At 42.2% G+C, this 20,102-nt stretch carries 14 protein-coding genes; 11 read left to right on the top strand and 3 right to left on the bottom strand.

The window, feature by feature from the left end; translation table 11 throughout:
• The first annotated feature begins 6 nt into the window (after positions 1 to 6).
• Positions 7 to 1,218, top strand: a complete 1,212-nt coding sequence (locus EO113_RS06780) for an MFS transporter (protein ID WP_127135884.1) — start codon at positions 7 to 9, stop codon at positions 1,216 to 1,218.
• A 67-nt stretch (positions 1,219 to 1,285) separates the two neighbouring features.
• Here EO113_RS06780 and EO113_RS06775 read toward each other — a convergent pair whose 3' ends face one another.
• Together EO113_RS06775 and EO113_RS06770 are read right to left on the bottom strand one after the other, a co-directional pair.
• A complete protein-coding gene (locus EO113_RS06775; RefSeq protein WP_164723761.1) occupies positions 1,286 to 2,560 on the bottom strand; it encodes a cell wall metabolism sensor histidine kinase WalK in 1,275 nt (424 codons plus the stop codon).
• Between the two features lie 108 nt (positions 2,561 to 2,668).
• Positions 2,669 to 3,343, bottom strand: a complete 675-nt coding sequence (locus EO113_RS06770) for a response regulator transcription factor (protein WP_062401198.1) — start codon at positions 3,341 to 3,343, stop codon at positions 2,669 to 2,671.
• Between the two features lie 186 nt (positions 3,344 to 3,529).
• Between EO113_RS06770 and EO113_RS06765 the strand changes: the two genes are divergently transcribed.
• The 8 genes from EO113_RS06765 (at position 3,530) to addA (ending at position 14,745) form a co-directional block, all read left to right on the top strand.
• On the top strand, positions 3,530 to 4,012 hold the full coding sequence (locus tag EO113_RS06765; RefSeq protein ID WP_164723762.1) for an ECF transporter S component: 483 nt from the start codon (positions 3,530 to 3,532) through the stop codon (positions 4,010 to 4,012).
• Between the two features lies 1 nt (position 4,013).
• On the top strand, positions 4,014 to 4,724 hold the full coding sequence (locus EO113_RS06760; RefSeq protein WP_127061704.1) for a hypothetical protein: 711 nt from the start codon (positions 4,014 to 4,016) through the stop codon (positions 4,722 to 4,724).
• Positions 4,725 to 4,740: 16 nt separating this feature from the next.
• Positions 4,741 to 5,715 (top strand): hypothetical protein, encoded by a 975-nt coding sequence (locus EO113_RS06755; RefSeq protein WP_127135883.1) that lies wholly within the window; start codon positions 4,741 to 4,743, stop codon positions 5,713 to 5,715.
• Positions 5,716 to 5,804: 89 nt separating this feature from the next.
• A complete protein-coding gene (locus tag EO113_RS06750; RefSeq protein ID WP_062401206.1) occupies positions 5,805 to 6,329 on the top strand; it encodes a GNAT family N-acetyltransferase in 525 nt (174 codons plus the stop codon).
• Positions 6,330 to 6,410: 81 nt separating this feature from the next.
• On the top strand, positions 6,411 to 6,911 hold the full coding sequence (locus EO113_RS06745; RefSeq protein ID WP_127135882.1) for a QueT transporter family protein: 501 nt from the start codon (positions 6,411 to 6,413) through the stop codon (positions 6,909 to 6,911).
• Positions 6,904 to 7,401 carry a preQ(1) synthase gene (gene queF, locus EO113_RS06740; RefSeq protein ID WP_127011052.1) on the top strand — a complete coding sequence of 166 codons (498 nt, stop codon included), beginning with the start codon at positions 6,904 to 6,906 and terminating at the stop codon, positions 7,399 to 7,401. The genes EO113_RS06745 and queF overlap by 8 nt, the downstream gene beginning before the upstream one ends.
• A 116-nt stretch (positions 7,402 to 7,517) precedes the next feature.
• Complete coding sequence (locus tag EO113_RS06735) at positions 7,518 to 10,907, top strand: PD-(D/E)XK nuclease family protein (protein WP_127135881.1); 3,390 nt, start codon at positions 7,518 to 7,520, stop codon at positions 10,905 to 10,907.
• Complete coding sequence (gene addA / locus EO113_RS06730; RefSeq protein ID WP_127135880.1) at positions 10,894 to 14,745, top strand: helicase-exonuclease AddAB subunit AddA; 3,852 nt, start codon at positions 10,894 to 10,896, stop codon at positions 14,743 to 14,745. Before EO113_RS06735 ends, addA begins: the two co-directional genes overlap by 14 nt.
• 201 nt (positions 14,746 to 14,946) lie before the next feature.
• Here the strand turns inward: addA and EO113_RS06725 are convergent, their stop codons facing one another.
• Complete coding sequence (locus EO113_RS06725) at positions 14,947 to 16,371, bottom strand: sodium:alanine symporter family protein (RefSeq protein WP_127135879.1); 1,425 nt, start codon at positions 16,369 to 16,371, stop codon at positions 14,947 to 14,949.
• 270 nt (positions 16,372 to 16,641) lie between these two features.
• Between EO113_RS06725 and potE the strand changes: the two genes are divergently transcribed.
• Entirely contained in the window at positions 16,642 to 17,976 is a 1,335-nt protein-coding gene (gene potE / locus EO113_RS06720) for a putrescine-ornithine antiporter (protein ID WP_009353207.1), read from the top strand.
• A gap of 201 nt (positions 17,977 to 18,177) precedes the next feature.
• Positions 18,178 to 20,085, top strand: a complete 1,908-nt coding sequence (locus EO113_RS06715; RefSeq protein ID WP_127135878.1) for a YadA-like family protein — start codon at positions 18,178 to 18,180, stop codon at positions 20,083 to 20,085.
• Positions 20,086 to 20,102 lie beyond the last annotated feature (17 nt).

Genomic DNA, 20,102 nt, shown 5'->3' with positions numbered 1-20,102 from the left:
TAAAGTATGAAAGGATTACAACAAACAGGAATGGTGGCAGTGTGGATTCTTACTATAGGGATGTCACTGCTTGCCATTTGTTATACAATGATCATTCCTTTCCTTCCCGTGTATCTTTTAGAGCTCGGTGTGGAACAGGAACAGTTAGCTATTTGGTCGGGCTTGTCATTTTCTATTTCATTTTTTATCGCTGCCATCATGGCTCCTGTATGGGGTCGATTGGCGGATCAGCATGGAAAGAAACTAATGGCAATCCGGGCAGGGATTTTGATTGGCCTATCGTATTTATGGAGCGCTTTTGTACAAGATGAATATCAATTTTTATTAGTTCGTGCGTTTCAAGGTTTTGCCAATGGGTTTATGCCAGCCGCTATGACTATGGTATCATTATCTGTGCCAAAAGAACGTGTAGGTACGGCGATGGGTATCTTTCAGATGGGTTTAGTCCTAGGGAATACTGTGGGTCCCTTAACAGGAGGGTTGACAGAACTAGCAGTAGGGATGCGGCCTGTATTTATGGTGGCAGGGATTACTTTATTTATCGTCACTGCAGCAATAGCTATCTTTGTGAAAGAACCACAAATGGAAAGTGAAGCTCCTGTAAAAACAACTTCTTTTTCAGAAGATTTACAAGCAGCAAAACAAAATAAGGTACTACTCCATATTTTAGGATTATATTTTTTAGTGCAAGCTGTTATGCTTATGCTACAACCTATTGTGGCCATTTATGTGGGAGAATTAAAAGGGTCCATGGAAGGGGCTGCCATGTTAGCAGGGTCCATTCTCAGCGGTGGTGGTGTGATGGGCATGATTATGACTAATGTGTGGGCTGCTTATGGACAGCGGCGAGGATACTTTAGAGTCATATCTTATGGGCTAATGGGTACTGGAACTGTATTATTATTGCAAAGTTTACCGTTTGGATTATGGTGGTTTGGGGCCTTGCAATTACTTATTGGCGTATTTATTGTAGGTATATTCCCATCCCTTGGATCAGCTATGACCGTGAATACAGATCCATCAGTGCGGGGCCGAGTATTCGGACTTGCCACGACATCCCAACAATTAGGAAATATGATAGGACCGCTGTTTGCTAGCATAGTAGCCACCTATTGGGGTACATCCTATGTATTCTTGGTGGCAGGTATAGGAATGATGATCATTGGCTATTTAGTGTTGAAAATCCATGGAAATCGACCGAACATTCAATACATCTGATAGACTGTATATAGTGAGTGAAGTAAGAAAGAGGATATCCGACAATTTTGTCAGATATCCTCTTTTGTTATATTTCAGAATTATTATGAATTGGTAATTCAAAGCCAAATGTTGTTTTTACATCTGGTGTGCTTTCTACTTGCAGTGTACCTTCATGGAGTTGCACAACATTTTGTACAAAAAAGAGCCCAAGTCCGAGACCTTTATTTTCTTTTGAGGTACGTGAAGGGTCTACTTGGTACAATCGATCCCAAATTAAAGGGATGCTTTCCGGAGGGATACCAATGCCATCATCTTGAACGGAGATGTGAATGGTAGATCCTGAGGAGACTTCCAAGTGTACTCTCGTATGGGCAAATTTGAAAGCATTGTCCAAAAGATTGGCCATTGCCTGTTGCAATAGGATTTGGTTGCCATAAACAATGATAGACTCATCAATATGGCTAGTAAAAGTAAGATGTTTCTCCTTACTTAATCGAGCATAGGTATGGGCTAATTGTTCAGCCACCTGGGATAGAGGGACAGGTTCTTTATCTATATTGGTTAGACTATCAAGGCGAGCAATTTCTAACAATTGTGAGACCATGTCTGCCATTCCCTTACTCTGAACAAAAATATTTTGAAAGCTTTCTTTTGCTTCTTCTAAGGAGGCTACATATTGACGAGCGTAATCACTTTCAGCTTGGATGACAGCAATAGGTGTACGTAATTCATGAGAAATGTCGGAATTAAAGCGCTTTTCACGATTAGAAGATTCTTCTAAACTGCTGAGCATATGGTTGAAAGTAGAAGCTAATTGATAGATAGTATCTCCAGATTCAGGGATATTTTCAATACGTTCTGATAAATCTCGCTTTAATGAAATTTGTGCAGCTAAATTGGTAACGGTACGTACTGGTTTTAAACCTCGTTGAATAATCCAATATCCCCCAATAGCAGCAACCGTAACGAAGAGAATACCACCGAATAATAAAGCGAAGAACATGCTATTTGACTTTCTATCAAGGAATGCCATAGGTACGACGCCACGAATATAGCCTTGTACACCAGGGCGATGCTGAATGGGAGCATCGTAGTATAGAAAAGAACGGTTCTGATGACTCACTTCAGTGATAGCATCAAAGGAAGGAGGAGCCTCTTTTGGAAATAAATCAGGTACATTACCTCGTAAGACGACTCCATCATGGGTATAGACTAAGAGAAAGATACCGTCATCAAAGGGCTTAAATTTTTTAGGGTCACTAGCGGATTCAATGACAGCCTCTTGTAGGTCTGTACGGATTTCATTTTGGTCCCAAATATGGGTGAATTGGATTACAAAGGTAGCTAGTAGCCCTATCATTAGCAGTAGAAAAATAGAGTACCAACTAGTAATTTTATATACCAAAGGAACTCGCAAGAGAAGAGTCTCTATGGAGTTCCAACAGCGTTTGATTACATCGTGCATGGATTATTCCTCGGTACGGAACACATAGCCTACGCCACGAACAGTTTGAATTAATTTTTTGGTTTCGTCGATGTCCACTTTTTTGCGCAGGTCTTTAATATATACGTCGATTAGATTGGAGTAACTTTCATAGTCGTATTCCCACACATGGTCAAGAATTTGTTGACGAGATAAAACGATATTTTGGTTGCTTGCTAAATAGAAGAGTAGGTCGAACTCTTTGGCAGTTAATGTTATAGGCTCTCCATTACGAAGAACGGAACGGCTCTTTTGATTGATGCGTAATGGCCCTGCAATAATATCTTCCGTAGCTTGATTGCGACCACGACGAGCTAACGCATAGATGCGAGCAATGAGTTCGTCAAATTCAAATGGTTTTACTAAATAGTCGTCAGCGCCTAAATTTAAACCAGATACTTTATCTTCTAATGTATCTTTGGCAGTTAAGAAAAGAACCGGGGTTTTGTTACCTTCTTCACGCATTTGTTGTACTACGGCATGACCATCCATTTTTGGCATCATTATGTCCATAACGATCACATCATAACTAGATGTGGAAATATAATCTAATCCATCTTCTCCGTTAAAGCATTGATCTACAATCATAGATTCTAGTTTTAAACGTTTGGCAATAATATTATTCAGCATTTGTTCATCTTCAACAATTAAGACTTTCATAGGTGCTCCTTTCATGTTAAGGTGTATATTTGTATTGTAACGTATTTTCAAAATAGATTAAAGAGATGTATATAAAAAGTATAGATGTTGTACATGAAAAGACCATGAATGATTGCTTTATACGGTGGGGTCACCTATAATAAACATAGAAATAGTATGAGTTATTCTTCCCTAGGAGGGGGTATTATGAATATTAGAACGATTACGGTCTATGCCTTATTGATTGCTCTTTGTGCTATAGGCGGACAGATTCATTTTGGTGTGTATTCCATTGGATTTGATTCGTCGCCAGCTTTTGTAGGAGCCTTACTGTTAGGACCTGTAGCAGGTGCTGTGCTTGGGGCCTTAGGGCATTTAGCAACGGCCGTATTCACCGGATTTCCTCTTAGTGTACCTATGCATGTGGTGGTAGCTTTGATCATGGCTTGTACTGGGGCTAGTATAGGATATTGTATACGTAAGAGGACTTCATCTTTCTCTTATGTAGTAAGTGGTATAGTAGGGTATATCATCAATGTAGGTTTAGGTCTAGTTGTGACATCATGGATGATGCACAGTGTAGAAGTTGTGGCGATTTTATTTGTGCCGTTGTCTTTAGCCTATCTAGTAAATTATGTGGGAGCGGCACTGGTGGTAAGTCAGCTGACTAAAGTTTTTGGTGGTAGATAATATGCGAGATATAACAAGAATTTCTTTGCAAAATGGTGTAGATTGGATTGTTGCTAGTGATATTAGTAGTGGTATCGGTTTGCAAGAACATGATGTATTAGAAGCGCCCTACTCTATGGTAGGTGCGTTTGCAACTCGTGTAGCGATGCTAGAAATTTTATGTGCGAAAGGTGTAGTAAAAGGAATTCAATATCTCATTGGTGGCGACTATGATACGGTAGTGATACCTGTTATAAGGGGAATTCAAGAGGAATTGGATACATTAGGTATCGATGTACCAATTAATGGCAGCCATGAAAGCAATATGAAAGTAAGCACTACCTCTGTAGGGATTACTGCCTTAGGAATCGGGAAGCCAGAAATGCTTGGTACAGGGGAACCTTATGCTGTGTACGTACTAGGAAAACCCTTAGTAGGTAATGAAGTGCTAGAACAGCCAGAATGGATTGTTACCTATGATGAGGTCCGACGAGCTTTGGCACATCCTAGTACATCTCGTGTGGTGCCTATTGGTTCCAGAGGCATCCGCCAAGAGTTGATAGTGTTAAGTTATTTAGAAGGGGCATCTATGGAGTCCATAGAACTGATTGATGAGGAATTAGATCATAGTGGTGGACCAGCTACGGCAGTGGTTGTATCTGTTCGTGCCAGTGGTGAAACAGCGTGGTTAGCAGAGTTCTCGAGGGCGCAGTATGTAGGTCGGCATAGGTAATAGAAAGGATATAGATATGAAACAATTACGATATTATATAGCATTGGCATTGGTAGCCGGTGGATTGACAGTGGCTCAAGCAGAGGCAAACCCATATGGTGTAGTGAGTCCTCCTGATTGGGAATATCAAGCGCTTATGACATTGGTGAAACATGGAGCGATTACGGATACTAAGGGGGTAGATTTAGGATCACGAGCATTCACTAGAAAAGAATTGATCCCTATGATGGCAGATGTGGTGGCACGCCGTGAAACTATGAATGAAAGTGATCGCATGTTGGCATTGCGATTGTACAATGAAAACCGTCGTTCTATTATGAATTATGAAATTGAACAAGAAGAAGCAAAATCAGGTAAAGCTCAAATAGATAGTGCTGATGAGGGAACACCAATAGCAGTGGAACCAGCTTTGACGAAAGAAGAAATCCAAAAGAAAATGGAATCCTTCCAAATTGATGCATCTGCTTTGCCAAATCATGGGTTAGTACAAGTGCGCACTTTTCAACAAGGAACATCTCAGCGAAGCCATTTAGAATTAGTAGTGCCTTCGGTGAAGGCAGAAGGAAACGTAGCCTTACAGCCTATTGATGGAGAAGTGCAGGAGGCTATGGCTGGGGGTCAATGGGATGCGTCTAAAAAGGAACAACGACCGCTTATGAAAGTGGCAAAACAAGAGTGGGCTTTATTGCAAAAAGCAGAACGCAAACAGGAACGGTTAGACACACAAGCCCAACGCCAATTAGCGAAAGCTCAACGAAAACAAGAGGCATTGGCAAAGAAAGAGCAGCAACATTTGGCAAGGGCGGAACGAGCTAAGTTACAAGCAGAACAAAAATTGGCGAAACAGCAGGCAAAAGAGCAAGCTCGATTAGCAAAGCAACAGGCTAACAAGGAAGCTCAGCTAGCAAAACAGCAAGCTAAGGAGCAAGAAAGATTGGCAAAACAAGAGCAAAAAGAACGAGAGAGACTAGCGAAGAAAGCTAAGAAATAAGGGAAAGATATTTGCTATTATCGAAAAAGTTCGGTATACTAAAGGATAGCAATCCATTTGGTGTACTTTCATCATGAACCGGAGGAACTATGATTATACGAGAAGAGAAAAAGCGTGAATTTTATACGGTCACAGCTCTCGTGCGAGAAGCCTATATCAGTGCAGATCGCAGTACAGGACGAGAATATAAACTAGTGGAAGCCTTGCGTGAGTCTGATGCGTATATTCCTAAGTTATCTTTGGTGTCGATTATCGACAATGCCATTGCAGGGTATGGTATGTTCCTGCGTGGTAAAGTAGGCGACCAAGATGTGCTTATTTTGGGTCTACTGGCGGTAGCGCAGTCTATGCGTGGACATGGTGTAGGAGGAGCTCTTGTCTTAGAGGGCCAACGATTGGCTCGTAAGATGGGATATTCCTACTTGTTCGTGTACGGAAGTAATGTGTACTATCCACGGTTGGGCTATGATTTTGCACATAACTTTGGTGTAGAACCACCAGAAGGGTTGGACCGGGAGCATATGATGTGTATCAAGCTTGATGCCCAAGCAGCACCTTTAGAAGCTGGCACATTGGAATACCCGGAGCTTTTCAAAACCCTAGAAATGTTCTAGGTAGCTACGAGTTATGTCGTAGTAGGTATTAGATAGACAGTTCGAGATCCTCCTGTCTGTAAACAAAACTAAGGAGTTATAATGAAACAATTTAACAACACACAACGATTGACGATTTCTGCCATTTCCATCGCTATGTATTTGGCGCTTATGATCGGTACGCAAGGCTTTGCCTTTGGTCAGTATCAAGTGCGTATTGCTACAGCGCTCTATGGATTGTCAGCTATCTTTCCATTCACCATTCCAGCCTTTAGTATTGCCAACTTTGTAAGTAATACAGTGATGGGTGGTTTTGGTTTAGTGGATTCTATCGGTGGAGCTATCGTAGGTTTATTGACAACAGGTCTAATCATCCTTGCGAAGCGTCAAGGGTTAGGTAATTGGGTGTTGATTCCTATCATTACCTTTGTACCAGGATTGATTGTACCAATTTGGTTGATCTATTTCTTGCCAGTTCCATACTGGGTATTAGTGAGCTCCCTCGTAGTAGGTCAGTTCGTGTGTGGTGTAGTGAGCTACTTCTTGATTAATGCGTTGGAGAAAGTAGTCTATAAAAATAAGGAGGTTTTAGTTCGTGAGTAGTGGTCGTAATGCAGCAGAATTACAAGGTGTTCATGCTTTAGGTAGCCATACGGACTATCCTACAGATTATGCACCACAGGTGCTAGAAGCATTTCCTAATAAACATCCAGGGAATGACTATTTTGTGAAATTCAATTGTCCAGAGTTTACGAGTCTTTGCCCAATGACGGGGCAACCGGACTTTGCAACGATTTATATTTCCTATGTGCCAGATGAAAAGCTGGTGGAAAGTAAATCTTTAAAATTATATTTATTTAGTTTTCGCAACCATGGAGACTTTCACGAAGATTGTATCAACATCATCATGAAAGACTTAGTGGCATTGATGGAGCCTAAATATATTGAAGTGTGGGGCGAATTTACACCACGTGGTGGCTTGTCCATTGATCCGTACGCCAATTATGGCAAACCGGGCACCGATTGGGAAGTCACAGCGAAGGAGCGCTTGCACTTTCATGATATGCAACCAAAACGGGTAGCGTACCGTTAATTACATATATACTATTGCCAGGTCAATCGGTTGAGGGACCTGGCAATTTTACTAAGTGCCCTAGACATGATAGGATAGAGATAGATACAACGTGTTGAAAGGAAAAGGAGTTGGACATGCAACCACAGTTATATATTGGCGGAGCTGGTACGGGAAAGACTACGGCTTGTTTCGCAGAGATAGAACGAATTTTACAAGACCATCCAGACCACCAGATTATCGTCCTTGTGCCAGATCCTGCGACGTATATGATGGAACGCAAACTAGCAGAGTTTCGTCAGGAAAAAGGGTTCACCACGGTGCGTGTGGTGGGCATGACACGATTAGCCTATCAAGTGTATCAATCCTTAGGGAAAGTGAAAGAAGAAGGCCTGTCGGAAATTGGAAAAAAACTAGTCCTTCGGGTATTGTTAAAGCAATCAGCCGGAGAGTTGGACTTGTTTAAACAGGCAGCGAAACAACCTCATTTTGGAGATGTCATACAAGGGCTATTGACGGAGTGTAAAGCCTTTGGTGTGACGCCAGAGGACTTGTCGGGGGCTGTGAAACATGTAGATTCTATGGTGTTGGGCCGTAAATTACAAGAATTATCCTTGTTGTTAGAACGCTACGATGCAGCGCTGGAAGAGTTAGGTGTCCAAGATTCTATGGAAACATTGATCGACCTATTACCACAGTCGCCACTGATGCAAGGGTGTCATGTCTTTGTGGATGGATTTCATTGGTTTACGCCACTACAATATCGATTGATTCAACGGCTGTTTTCTCTTAGTGAATCCTGTCATATGACAATCAGTTTGCCATCCTTGGAGGAAGAGGTGCACAGTCGCAAGGGATCTATGTATTTCCGCGTTTGGGAGACGTACCGAGATATGATGACTTGGTATCCAGAGGCAGTAGTGCATGATATGAACACCGTCTATCGAGGGACACCTGTGCTGCAACAATTGAACACACAATTTTTTAAAACACCTATGAAAGCAAACACCACTGAAGATTCGTTGACCATGGTAAGTGCCTACAATCGAGAGCGGGAGACCGATGCAGTATGTCGTAAGATATTGGCATATCGTCAAGAAGAGGGGCATCGCTGGAAAGACTGTACAATTATATTGCGGGATATGGAGCCTTATGGTGATGTGCTGGAAAAAGCATGTATGAACTATGGCATCCCTTTCTTCTCGGACCAACGGAAAATGATGACTAGCCATCCTTTGGCGGAGTTTTTGCAAGGTATCTTCCATGTATATCGCACCTTCTTTGACCATGACGCAGTGTTCCGCTTACTGAAGACGGATTTTGCGCCTTTCACACGGGAAGAAGTAGACCGATTAGAAAACTATTGTTTAGAATACGGCATTCAAGGGGCGGCGTGGTTACGAGAGGCCTGGACCTATGGTGGCGAGGACGATGAAGAGCGACGAGCTGTGATGCAGGCTTTACATATGCGCGTCCTGGAATATTTGCGTCCAATCTATGATTTCTGTAAACTGTCACATACGGGACAGGAATGGAGTGAGTTCCTATTCCAAACTATGCAAGATTGGCAAATTCCAGAGCAATTGAAACATTGGTATGACGAAGCAGAGGACCGTGGGGATGTACAAGAAAGTGCCAGCCATGTACAGATCTATAAACATGCTATTCAATTGCTAGAGGAATGTGCATCAGTGACGGGTACAGAGAAGTTGAACACAGAGGAGATGGGGCTTATCATCGAGGAAGGACTCAGTGAAGTGACCTACTCTTTGGTGCCGCCATCGTTGGATCATGTGACGATTACCACCATCGACCGTAGCTATATGACAGATGCGAAGGAAGTCTATGTGCTAGGCCTCAATGAGGGCGTATTTCCTCGTAAAATGGGGGACGAAGGCATTCTGCGTGACCAAGAGCGGACGGCGTTGGCTAAGGTAGGTGTGCAACTAGCGGCGGGTGCCTTAGGGCAAATGTTCAATGAAAATTTCTTATTCTATTTAGCCTGCACTCGTGCTAGCCAAGGACTGCATCTGTCCTATGTCACATCCGATGAAGAAGGGTCTAAAATGGAACCATCTTTGGTAGTGCGCCGTTTACAGCAATATGGGTATGTGAAAACTATCGAAGAAGCACCACTATCTATGCCAGGGGGACGAGAACAGGACTATCTGTGGCGACCATCCCAGAGCTTAGGCCTTTTTTCCAGTCGTATGAGTGCTCTCATGAAAGGAGATCCTATCGCCTCTACTTGGTGGAGTCTTTATAACTGGAGCATAGAAATGGGCTACAGAGGTGAGGTGTTCTTTGCCACACGAGGTATGTTTGACTCCAATACGGTGCCACGCATTGAGCAGTCCATTGTACGAGGGTTATTGTTACGCAGTGATGCTTTAACGGGATCCGTCACACGATTAGAACGATACCATCGTTGTCCATACAGTTTCTATGCTCAATATGCATTACGCTTAGCCCCACGGAAGGTGAAATCCTTTGGAGCTCCTGAAATCGGGACCTTCCTTCACGATACGTTGCGCTATTTAGGGGAATATCTATTAGAACAGGGTCGACAATGGCGTGATTTAACAGAGGAAGAACAAGAATCTTTATGCCATGAAGCGGCCGATGCGGTGATAGGCACAGAAGAGCGAGATGCGTACGAAGCGCAACTGTATACTCGATTAACATCTACCTTATCAGCTACGGTAGCACGTCTCGTAGATTGGTCTAAGAAAAGCGAGTTTTCCACTACAGAAATAGAGCAAAGTTTTGGCATGGGCACATCTAACTGGCGTCCAGTGCGCATCCCATTGGGCAAAAACTATGGCGAAAGTATCGTACTGCGCGGTCAAATAGACCGTGTCGATGAATATCGAGGACCTCTTGGTCATTATGCGGCAGTGATTGACTATAAATCAGGGGGCACTACGGTGCGAGCTGATGAAATTTACTATGGCTTGAAATTACAATTAATGACCTATCTATTGGCATTGGAAAAGAATACACAAGATAGAATTGGCACAGCGGCTGCCCTCTATACCTATGTACGGAATCCGCAAGTGAAATTATCTGAAGTAGTGAATCACAGACGGGCAGAGGAAGAAAAATCTACTATCCAAGAGTTGAAAAATAGTGGATACTTTGTAGACGGTGACGTCTTACAATCCTTAGATGTGACGAGGGCGTATCAAAGCAATTCTCCATATGTACCGATTGTCCTGAAAAAGGACGGCACTCCAGATAGTCGCACATCCAAAAGTTTGAAGACGATGGAACAATTTGGCCTTATGAAGAAATACACAAAACAAATTATTTCCAACAGTGGTACACAGATGATGGATGGAGAGTTTCCTATTAGTCCGTACCAAAAGGATAAGCGACGGCCATGTGAATATTGTGAGTTCCAAGCCTTATGTCGCTTTGATGGAACGCGCAATAGATATCGCTATATTAAGACCATGACCGAAGAGGAAGCATTGGAGAAGATGGAAGCATTACAAACAGGAGGGGCTACCTATGAAATGGACTGATGCGCAACAGAGTGCTATTGATGCACCTAGACCAGGGCAGTTACCATCCCAAACTATTTTGGTGTCCGCTGCGGCGGGATCTGGTAAAACGGCAGTCCTCGTAGAGCGTATGATACAACGCCTGAAACGGCGAGAGCTAAGTATTCAGGAACTGATGGTGGTGACTTTCACAAAGGCGGCAGCAGCGGAGATGAAAGCTCGTATCGGGATGAAACTAGCGGAAGAGTTTCAAGCCACAGGGGATGCTTATTTAGAAGAACAATTGAATATGTTGCCGTCCGCCCATATTTCTACTTTGCACTCCTTTTGCCAATGGGTGATCCGCAGTTATTTTTATAAACTGGATATAGATCCGTCTTTTACTATCGGCAATGAAGGAGAATTAGCGCTTATGCGCTACGATGTGCTAGATGCCATTTTGCTAGAAGCCTACGAACAAGGTTTATATAATATTTACGATGTGAGCGATATGTTTAGCACGGAACGATCAGACCAGATCTTGCGGGAGACGGTCTTTCAAATATACAACTTTGCCTTGGCTCAAAGTCAGCCTATGCGTTGGTTAGATCAGGTGTGTCATACCTATGAAAGTGCTTTACACCAAACCTTGTTAGAAACTACTTGGGGCACATTATTTTGGAAAGAACAACAACGACAAATTGAGTATCTTCTAGAGCGCTATGAAGAGGCACAGCGATTGGCGACGTTAGGTAATGGGTTCGATAAATGGATGGAGAAGGTCAGCGAATTGCAAACGCTGTTACAAGCTATGCAAAAAGCAGACACCTGGGATGCTATGCATGTGGGTGTAGTGGGGATTGGGGGATTTAGTTTCCCCGTACTCCGTGCCACTAAGGCTATGAATGAAAGCGATCCAGCTATCCTGAGTGAAATCAAAGCCATTTTGGCAGAAGGAAAAGAGATATTGCAAGCCATGCCGAAAGGTGTCTTTGCTATTACGGAAGCAGATTGGCGAGAGCAAATGGAGTACTTAGTGCCGTTGGCACGAGGTATTATGGGGCTGGTGAAACGATTCCATGAGGATTTTCAGCAGGCAAAACAAGAAGCAGGTATGATCGATTTCTCCGACTTGGAACATCTATGCTTAGCCTTATTAGTAGACCCAGAATTTACAGAAGAACTCAAGCCATCTGAGGTGGCACTGGAGTTACAGGATACATTCAAAGAAGTGATGGTCGATGAATACCAAGACACGAATGGCGTCCAAGAGGCTATCGTGAATTTAGTATCTCGTGGAGACAATCGTTTCTATGTGGGCGATGTGAAACAGTCGATTTATGGATTCCGTATGGCAGATCCGCAGCTATTTATGGAAAAGTACCATCGGTTTGACCACCATGTGAACGGTGTGGAACGGCGTATCGATTTGTCCCAAAACTTCCGTTCCCATGAAGCAATTCTAAATGTAACGAACTTTATATTTTCCCAAATTATGACCGATGAAGGGGCAGGGCTTACCTATGGTGAGGCAGAAGCTCTCCACACAGGTCGCATCGTAGAAGAGGCGCCACCAGAATGGGTAGGTGGTGATGTAGAAGTGCACGTTCTTTGCTGTGATGAAGACAAGGCACAGACAGACCCGGAAGACGGAGAAGACCTAGAGAACGATGAAAAAGAAATGCTCTTTGTGATCTGTAAAATCCAAGAGTTAAAGAACAATGGCGCCATGGTGCAAGATAAAGACGGCACCTTCCGGCTCATGGAATGGCGAGACATTGTACTCTTGAAGCGATCTATCTCTGGGTCAGCGAGCCGAATGATCGACCTACTACGGCGAGAGGGCATCCCTGCCTATGCAGAGGAGAAATCCGGCTATTTCAGTGCCATGGAAGTGCAGTTTGTGCTGTCCTTGTTGCAAATCATCGATAATCCGGAGCAGGACTTGCCTATGGCCATCGTTTTGCAATCGCCTCTTATCGGGATGGATGCCAACGATTTAGGGCGTCTTCGTCTGTCCGTAGGGGAGAACAGCTTGTGGAGTGGGTTACGCCCATTTGTAGAAGCATCCCAGAATGCAGGTTGGATTCGCTTTGTGGACTCTATGGATACATGGCGGACCATGTCTCGCCGTCAAGGCATTACGGACTTAATTTGGCACATCTACGATACCTTGCATGTGGTAGAATACGTGAGCGCCATGCCAAATGGTTTGGTGCGCCGTGGCAATGTGCTGGCCTTGTATGAGCGTGCCAAACAATATGAAAATGGCAATTACCGTGGCTTATTCCGATTCTTACGCTTTATTGAAAGCTTACAGGCATCCGGAGAAGATTTGAGCGTTGCCAAAACAGTGAGCGAAGCGGACAACGTGGTGCGCATTATGACCATCCACAAAAGTAAGGGCTTAGAGTTCCCCGTGGTGTTTCTCATGGGCACTCAAAAGGGCTTTAACAAAATGGATTTGAACCGGTCCTTGCTATTGCACAAGGAATATGGAGTGGGTTTGAAAGGGTATTTCCCAGACTTGCGTGTGATGTATAATTCCTTACCTTGGATTTTTGTACGCCAAGCTTTGGAAGAAAATTTGAAAGCTGAAGAGGAGCGTATTCTTTATGTAGCATTAACTCGGCCTAAAGATAAGCTGTATATCACAGGCTATATGAAGGGATCTATCAATGGCTCCACGGATCGACCAGCGACGAAGAAAATGGGTGAATGGGTAGTGCCTGTCTTACAGTGGGGTGAAAGTGCTTTCACGAAAGAGCAGATTCTAGGATGTAATTCCTATTTAGATTGGATATTGCGAAGTTTAGCTCGCCACGTAGCAGGTGGCATGCAGTTGCGCCAATTTGCGGAGGTAGAAAGTCCGCAATTCCCAGATATACCGTACAAAGATTGCCCTGTGACCTTCCATGTTCATGATGGAAATGATTACAGTGTTTCACAGGAAACACCGTCCGTAGAAATAGACATTCTAGAACAAGTACGTGCCCAATTACCGGTGGAAGCGCCACCATTGGACCCTGTCGTGATAGATCGGCTAACTTCTGTCTATCCTTATGAAAGTTCCACAGAGCGAGCGGGGAAAATCTCTGTATCTGAAATTAAACGGCGCTTTGTGGAGCTGGAAGAATTGGCAAAACAGATGATTGAGCCGGATTATAAGCGTGATATAAGTAGTCATGATGATGTGGAAATGATAGAATCAATCATGCCGGATGCGACGGAACATAGAACAACTAGACATGCGAATGGTATAAAAGATTCCTTAGTAGGTACATTAGCTGTAGGTGTGGAAAATGCCTCAACAGAGTTGCCAGTAGATCTTGGTCCTTTTGATGTAACTTTAGCCTCTATGAGAGAGTCCACACCGATTTGCAGTGGTGCTCGTTGGGGAACCCTCATGCATGAAGTGATGCAGTGGTTGCCGTTGCAACAGTATACACGACCATCTTTGCGACAAGCCTTGGATTCGCTAGCATTACAAGGATACCTGACTGATGAGGAACGGAAGGCGATTAGTGAAAAACGGATTTATGATTTCTTTCAGTCTGATCTAGGACAACGATTGCTAACAGCACAGCGAGTGGAACGAGAGTTGCCATTTAGTATGCTATTTCCTGCGAACCGTGTATACCCAGAGATGCTAGACGGGGAAGATCTGTTCCTACAAGGTATCATCGATACAGCATTCCTAGAAGAGGGATCTTGGGTGCTAGTGGATTATAAAACAGACCGTCTTGATGAAGAGGCTCTAGTAGAGCGCTATCGCATTCAGCTCATGCTCTATAAAGAAGCCTTGGAACGATTGACCCCATACCCTGTAAAAGAGGTATACATCTATTCCTTCCGACTAGAAAGAGCGATTCCAGTATAGTAGATAATTTAAAAAGATAATAACTCAATATATACAACAGAGGAAGGTTGATACCATGGTATCAACCTTCCTCTATGTTTTATATCTAATATAATGCGTTGTAGCGGGAGCCTTTACTGTCCCTTTCAAGAAATATTACAGAATCATATAATATATCGTCGAAACAGAAAAAGGGTCCCGAAGGACCCTTTTCGTAGGAGTTTATTCGTTTTCATGACCTTTGTGCCACCAAGTAATACCTTTTTGAGTTGGTAAAATAGCGCGGTCGAAGATTGGATCTTCAATACCTTTAGATTTTTGAGTCATGTAATCTTTGAGTGCAATGGTTACTAATTTGCCTAAACGCAAGATAGAGGTAATATTGCAAAGCACTAAGAATGCCATAAACAAGTCAGCTAAGTTCCAAACAAGATTTAATTCAGCAATACAACCAACATAGACCATGATGATAACAAGAGCACGGAATAGGTTAATAGCGAATTTGTTATTTTTTGTCATGTGCGCAATATTCACTTCGCCGTAGAAATAGTTGCCGATAATGGAACTGTAGGCAAACATGAATACAAATAATGCGATGACTGCAGGAGCCCAAGAGCCTAATTGGTGTCCAATACTGTGTTGAACAAGGGCAATACCTGTTAGATCTGTGTGCACATATTCGCCAGATACAAGAACGATGAATGCAGAGGCAGTACATACAAACATGGTATCAACGAATACCCCAAGGGACATGATTAAACCTTGTTTTACAGGGTGGTTTACATCAGCAGAAGCAGATGCATTTGGTACAGAACCTTCGCCGGCCTCGTTGGAGAACAAGCCGCGTTTGATACCTTGCATTACAGCAGCACCGATGAAGCCGCCTGTCGCAGAATCAATAGTAAAAGCCTGTGTAAAGATAGCGGAAATCACAGTTGGTAATACAGAAATATTAGAGATGACAATGTATAAGGCAATTAAGAAATATAAACCAGCCATAAAAGGCACTAAAAATTCAGCTGTTTGAGCGATACGTTTTGCACCACCGAAAATAACAAGAGCAGATAAAGCTGCTACGATAAGACCTGTTGTAGAGGCGTCGATATTCCATGGTTGCACAGCGATAGCAATGGTATTTGCTTGTACAGAGTTGTAGATTAAGCCGTATGTAACGCTGATTAAGATGGCAAATAAAATAGATAAGAACGGACTGTTCAAACCATGGCGAATGTAATAGGATGGACCGCCACGGAAGGAGCCATCAGGTAAGCGCTCTTTGTAGATTTGTCCCAATGTGTTTTCGATGAAGCTAGTAGCTGCGCCAAGTAGCGCGATAAACCACATCCAGAATACAGCCCCTGGACCACCTAAGGCAATAGCGATAGCGATACCAGCGATGTTACCAACACCCACGTGAGAGGCCACGCTAATACAGAATGCTTGGAATGGAGAAATGTGATGGTCACCTTTACTTTTTTCTCCTGCACCAGATTTTAAAATACGGAACATTTCTGGTAGTTGTCGTAATTGTACGAATCGTGTGGTTGCTGTAAACCAAACACCGGCAATGATGAGGAGAGCGATGATGATGTTATTCCAGAGGAATCCGTTTACATCGCCCAAGAGTTGAATGATTTGTTCTTGCATAAGGACATCCTTTCTTTTATATGGACATAGCATATTTTCTATAGTATATCATAGGAAGATAGGGAAATGATAGAAAGTTATAGGAATAGGAGAAAAATTGTAAAAAAATATCTATTCATACGGAGGAAAAGGTGTTACAATGAATCGATAAAAGAATGAAGTCGCTTAACTACATCCGAACCCATTCCGTACGGACTAGTTAGGCTAGCGGTTTTGATGACACGGATACTTGAAATGAACTCAAGTGATGTTTGGAAAGGGGATTGATACATGAAAACCACCGCTAAAAAAATGTCTGTATTCCAACTGACATCCATTGTGGCAGCCAATATGTTGGGTGCTGGAATTATTATGCTACCGTCTCAATTAGCACAGGTAGGCACCATTTCTATCCTATCTTGGATAATCACTGTACTAGGCTCCTTAACCTTAGCCTATATTTTTGCCCAATGTGGCTTATTTACGAAAAAGTCTGGTGGTCTAGGAGGCTATGTAGAATATGCCTTTGGTAGGACAGGACATTTTATGGCCAATTATTCTTATGCAGTATCTCTGGTGATTGCCAATGTAGCCATAGCTATATCTATCGTAGGGTATGGAGCTGTATTGTTTGATGTGCCGCTTTCACCATTAGAAGTAAGTTTAGCAACAATAGGATTGCTCATGGTGGCAGCTCTAGTCAATGTGCGTGGTAACAAGAGCACAGGACGGATTAGCAATATTACGATTTGGGGCACCATGTTGCCGGTCTTATTTATTGGCGTGTTTGGTTGGTTTTGGTTCGATCCAGAGATGTTTGTGTCTGTTTGGAATCCGCAAGAACTACCCGTATTTGATGCGGTCAGTCAGTCCATTTCCCTTACATTGTGGGGGTTTTTAGGCTTTGAATCGGCAGCAGCAAACGCAGATGCTGTGGAAAATCCTAAGAAAAATGTACCGATTGCGACATTTTTTGGCACTTTAGCCGTAGCTGTGGTATATATTGTATCGACAAATATTATGGCAGGGATCATTCCTAACATTGAGTTAGTGAACTCCACTGCTCCATTTGGCCTTGTTTTTGCCTATATGTTTGATGGTACAGCAGGTAAAATCGTAATGGCGCTTATGGCAGTATCCTGCTTTGGGGCCATTATGGGGTGGCAATTTACTTTGAGCCGTGTTTTTAAAAGCTGTGCAGAAGCAGGTTTCTTTCCTAAAGTATTTGCCCGGGTTAATCGCGTAGATTCTCCTGTACGGGGTATTTTTATTTTGTTGGCATTACAAGCTATTTTGGCTTTGATGACCACTGATGAAAGTTTAAATGAACAATTTGCACAACTTGTTAACCTAGCAGTTGTGACAAATGTATTTCCATATATTCTTTGTTGCGTGGCGGTGAACAAGATGCTATCTGTTGAAGGGGCTAGCGTCGGATTACGTCGTCTAATCTATGTGATGAGCGCCGTAGCTATTGCCTATGATAGTTATGCTATTTATGCATGTGGAGCAATTCCTGTACAAGGTGGGGCTTCCGTCATTTTATTTGGCTATGTAGCATACCAGGCAGCATTCCATTGGCGGCCTCGTCTAGTGAAAGCTATTGGTAAAAGCTCTGCTTATTAATAGCAACATACATAGTTTAAAAATGAAGATTTCATGAACTTTGATTTTCTTCATTTTTTCTTCATGAAGATTATTTACAATTGCACATATGATTAATTGTTACAGTATTAAATCTAAAACATTTAATACTGTAATTTTTAATTTAGGAATTATAAACAATTTTATTGATTATTTTATCGTGAAAAAGTAAAGGAAAAGAACATGTTAAAAACAACAGAAAAACAACAAACATTAAAAGCGGCAGTGTTGAGCGCTGTTATGGTTATGAGTGCTATTGGAATGAATGTAGCTGATGCTGCAGTGAATACGCCAGGTACAGGTGATGATAAAGGCATTGCGTATGGTGTTGGTGCCAATGCAAAAGGAATTCAGGCAATTGCTCTTGGTGTAAATGCCCAAAGTACAACTAATAATACAATTGCTATCGGTGAAAATGCCTATGCAGGGGACAAAGAGGGAGATGGTTCTGGTCAATCTGCCATCGCTATTGGTCGTGAAGCAAAAGCGTTAAAAAACCGAGGCGTAGCTATTGGTGATAGCTCTTCTGCAGACTGGTATGGTACAGCATTAGGTTCTCGCTCTGTAGCTGCGGCGAATAGCGTAGCTATCGGCGGTGGTAGCAATGGTTCTCACGCAGAAGCAAGTTTGAAAAACTCTGTAGCTTTAGGTACTTTTGCTAAAACAAAAGAAGGTGTTAACACAACGGAAGCTTCTGTTGAATCCAATGGAACAACATTAAAATTAACTGATTTTGCAGGTACTGTTACTAATGATGCTGGCAATAAAGTAAGTTATGTAGTTTCTGTTGGTGATGAAGGTAAAGAACGTCAAATTCAAAACGTAGCAGCAGGTCAAGTGACAGCTACATCTACAGATGCTGTTAATGGTAGCCAATTACATTCTGTAGCAGCAGCAGTGGCAAATATGGCTGGTTCTGTAAAAGACATCATTGGTGGTGATGCAACAGTAGATGAAACTGGTAAAATTACTGCTACTGATATTGGTGGAACAGGAAAAGCTACTCTTCATGAAGCTATTGAATCTGTAAAAAATACAGCCGATTCCTTGAAAACAGTATTAGGTGGCGAAACTGAAGTAGATAAAGATGGAGCTGTTACTGTTAAAGATCTTGGTGGTACAGGTAAAACAAATGTTAATGATGCCTTAAAAGCTGTAAAAACAGAAGTAAAAGCAGGTACCAATGTGACTGTTGCAGAATCAAAAGGTGCTAATGGTCAACCTGTATACACAGTAGCAGTAAAAGATGATCTTACATTAAATAGTGTAACAATAGGTACTACCAAAGTAGATGGAAGTGGAATCGCTGTTGACGGTAAGCAATTTGTCACAAAAGATGGAATCAATGCAAATAATACAAAGGTTACTAATGTAGCTAATGGAGACGTATCTGCAAATTCTAAAGATGCTATCAATGGTAGCCAATTGCATTCTGTAGCAACTACAGTGGCAAATGTAGCTGATTCTGTAAAAAATACAGCAGACTCTTTAAAAGCAGTATTAGGTAAAGATGCTGTTGTTGTTGGTGAAAATGGCTCTGTTACTGTAAAAGATCTTGGTGGTACAGGTAAAACAAATATTAATGATGCTTTAAAAGCTGTGAAAACAGAAGTAGGAAACATTGAATCTACTATTAATAAAAATTTAGAAGATATCAATACTAATATTACAAATGTCAATAACAAAGTTGATAACATTAACCAAAATATGGGTTCCATGGAAAGTCGTTTGAATTCTCGTATGGATAAAGCAGTAGCTGGTTCTGCAGCGTTAGCAGCATTACATCCATTAGAGTTTGATGGTAATGATACATGGAGTATCGCAGCTGGTTATGGTAACTACCATAGCGGTAATGCATTAGCTTTAGGTGCATTCTATCGTCCAAATGAAGATACTATGGTTAGCCTTGGCGGTACTGTAGGAAATGGTGAAAAATTATTTAATGTAGGGGTAAGCTTAAAAGTTGGTCAACGTGGACATATTCCTATGACTAAAGTAGCAATGGCAAAAGAAATTGATACATTAAAAGCTCAATTAGAAGCTCAAGATCAAAAAATTGCTATGCTTATGAATGCTATGGCTGCAAAATAATTAAATACATTTAAATA

It is taken from the genome of Veillonella sp. 3913, from assembly GCF_003992235.1.
Taxonomy (GTDB): domain Bacteria; phylum Bacillota; class Negativicutes; order Veillonellales; family Veillonellaceae; genus F0422.
Note: the sequence above shows the minus strand (reverse complement) of the source record. Positions and strands in the feature narration are given on the sequence as shown.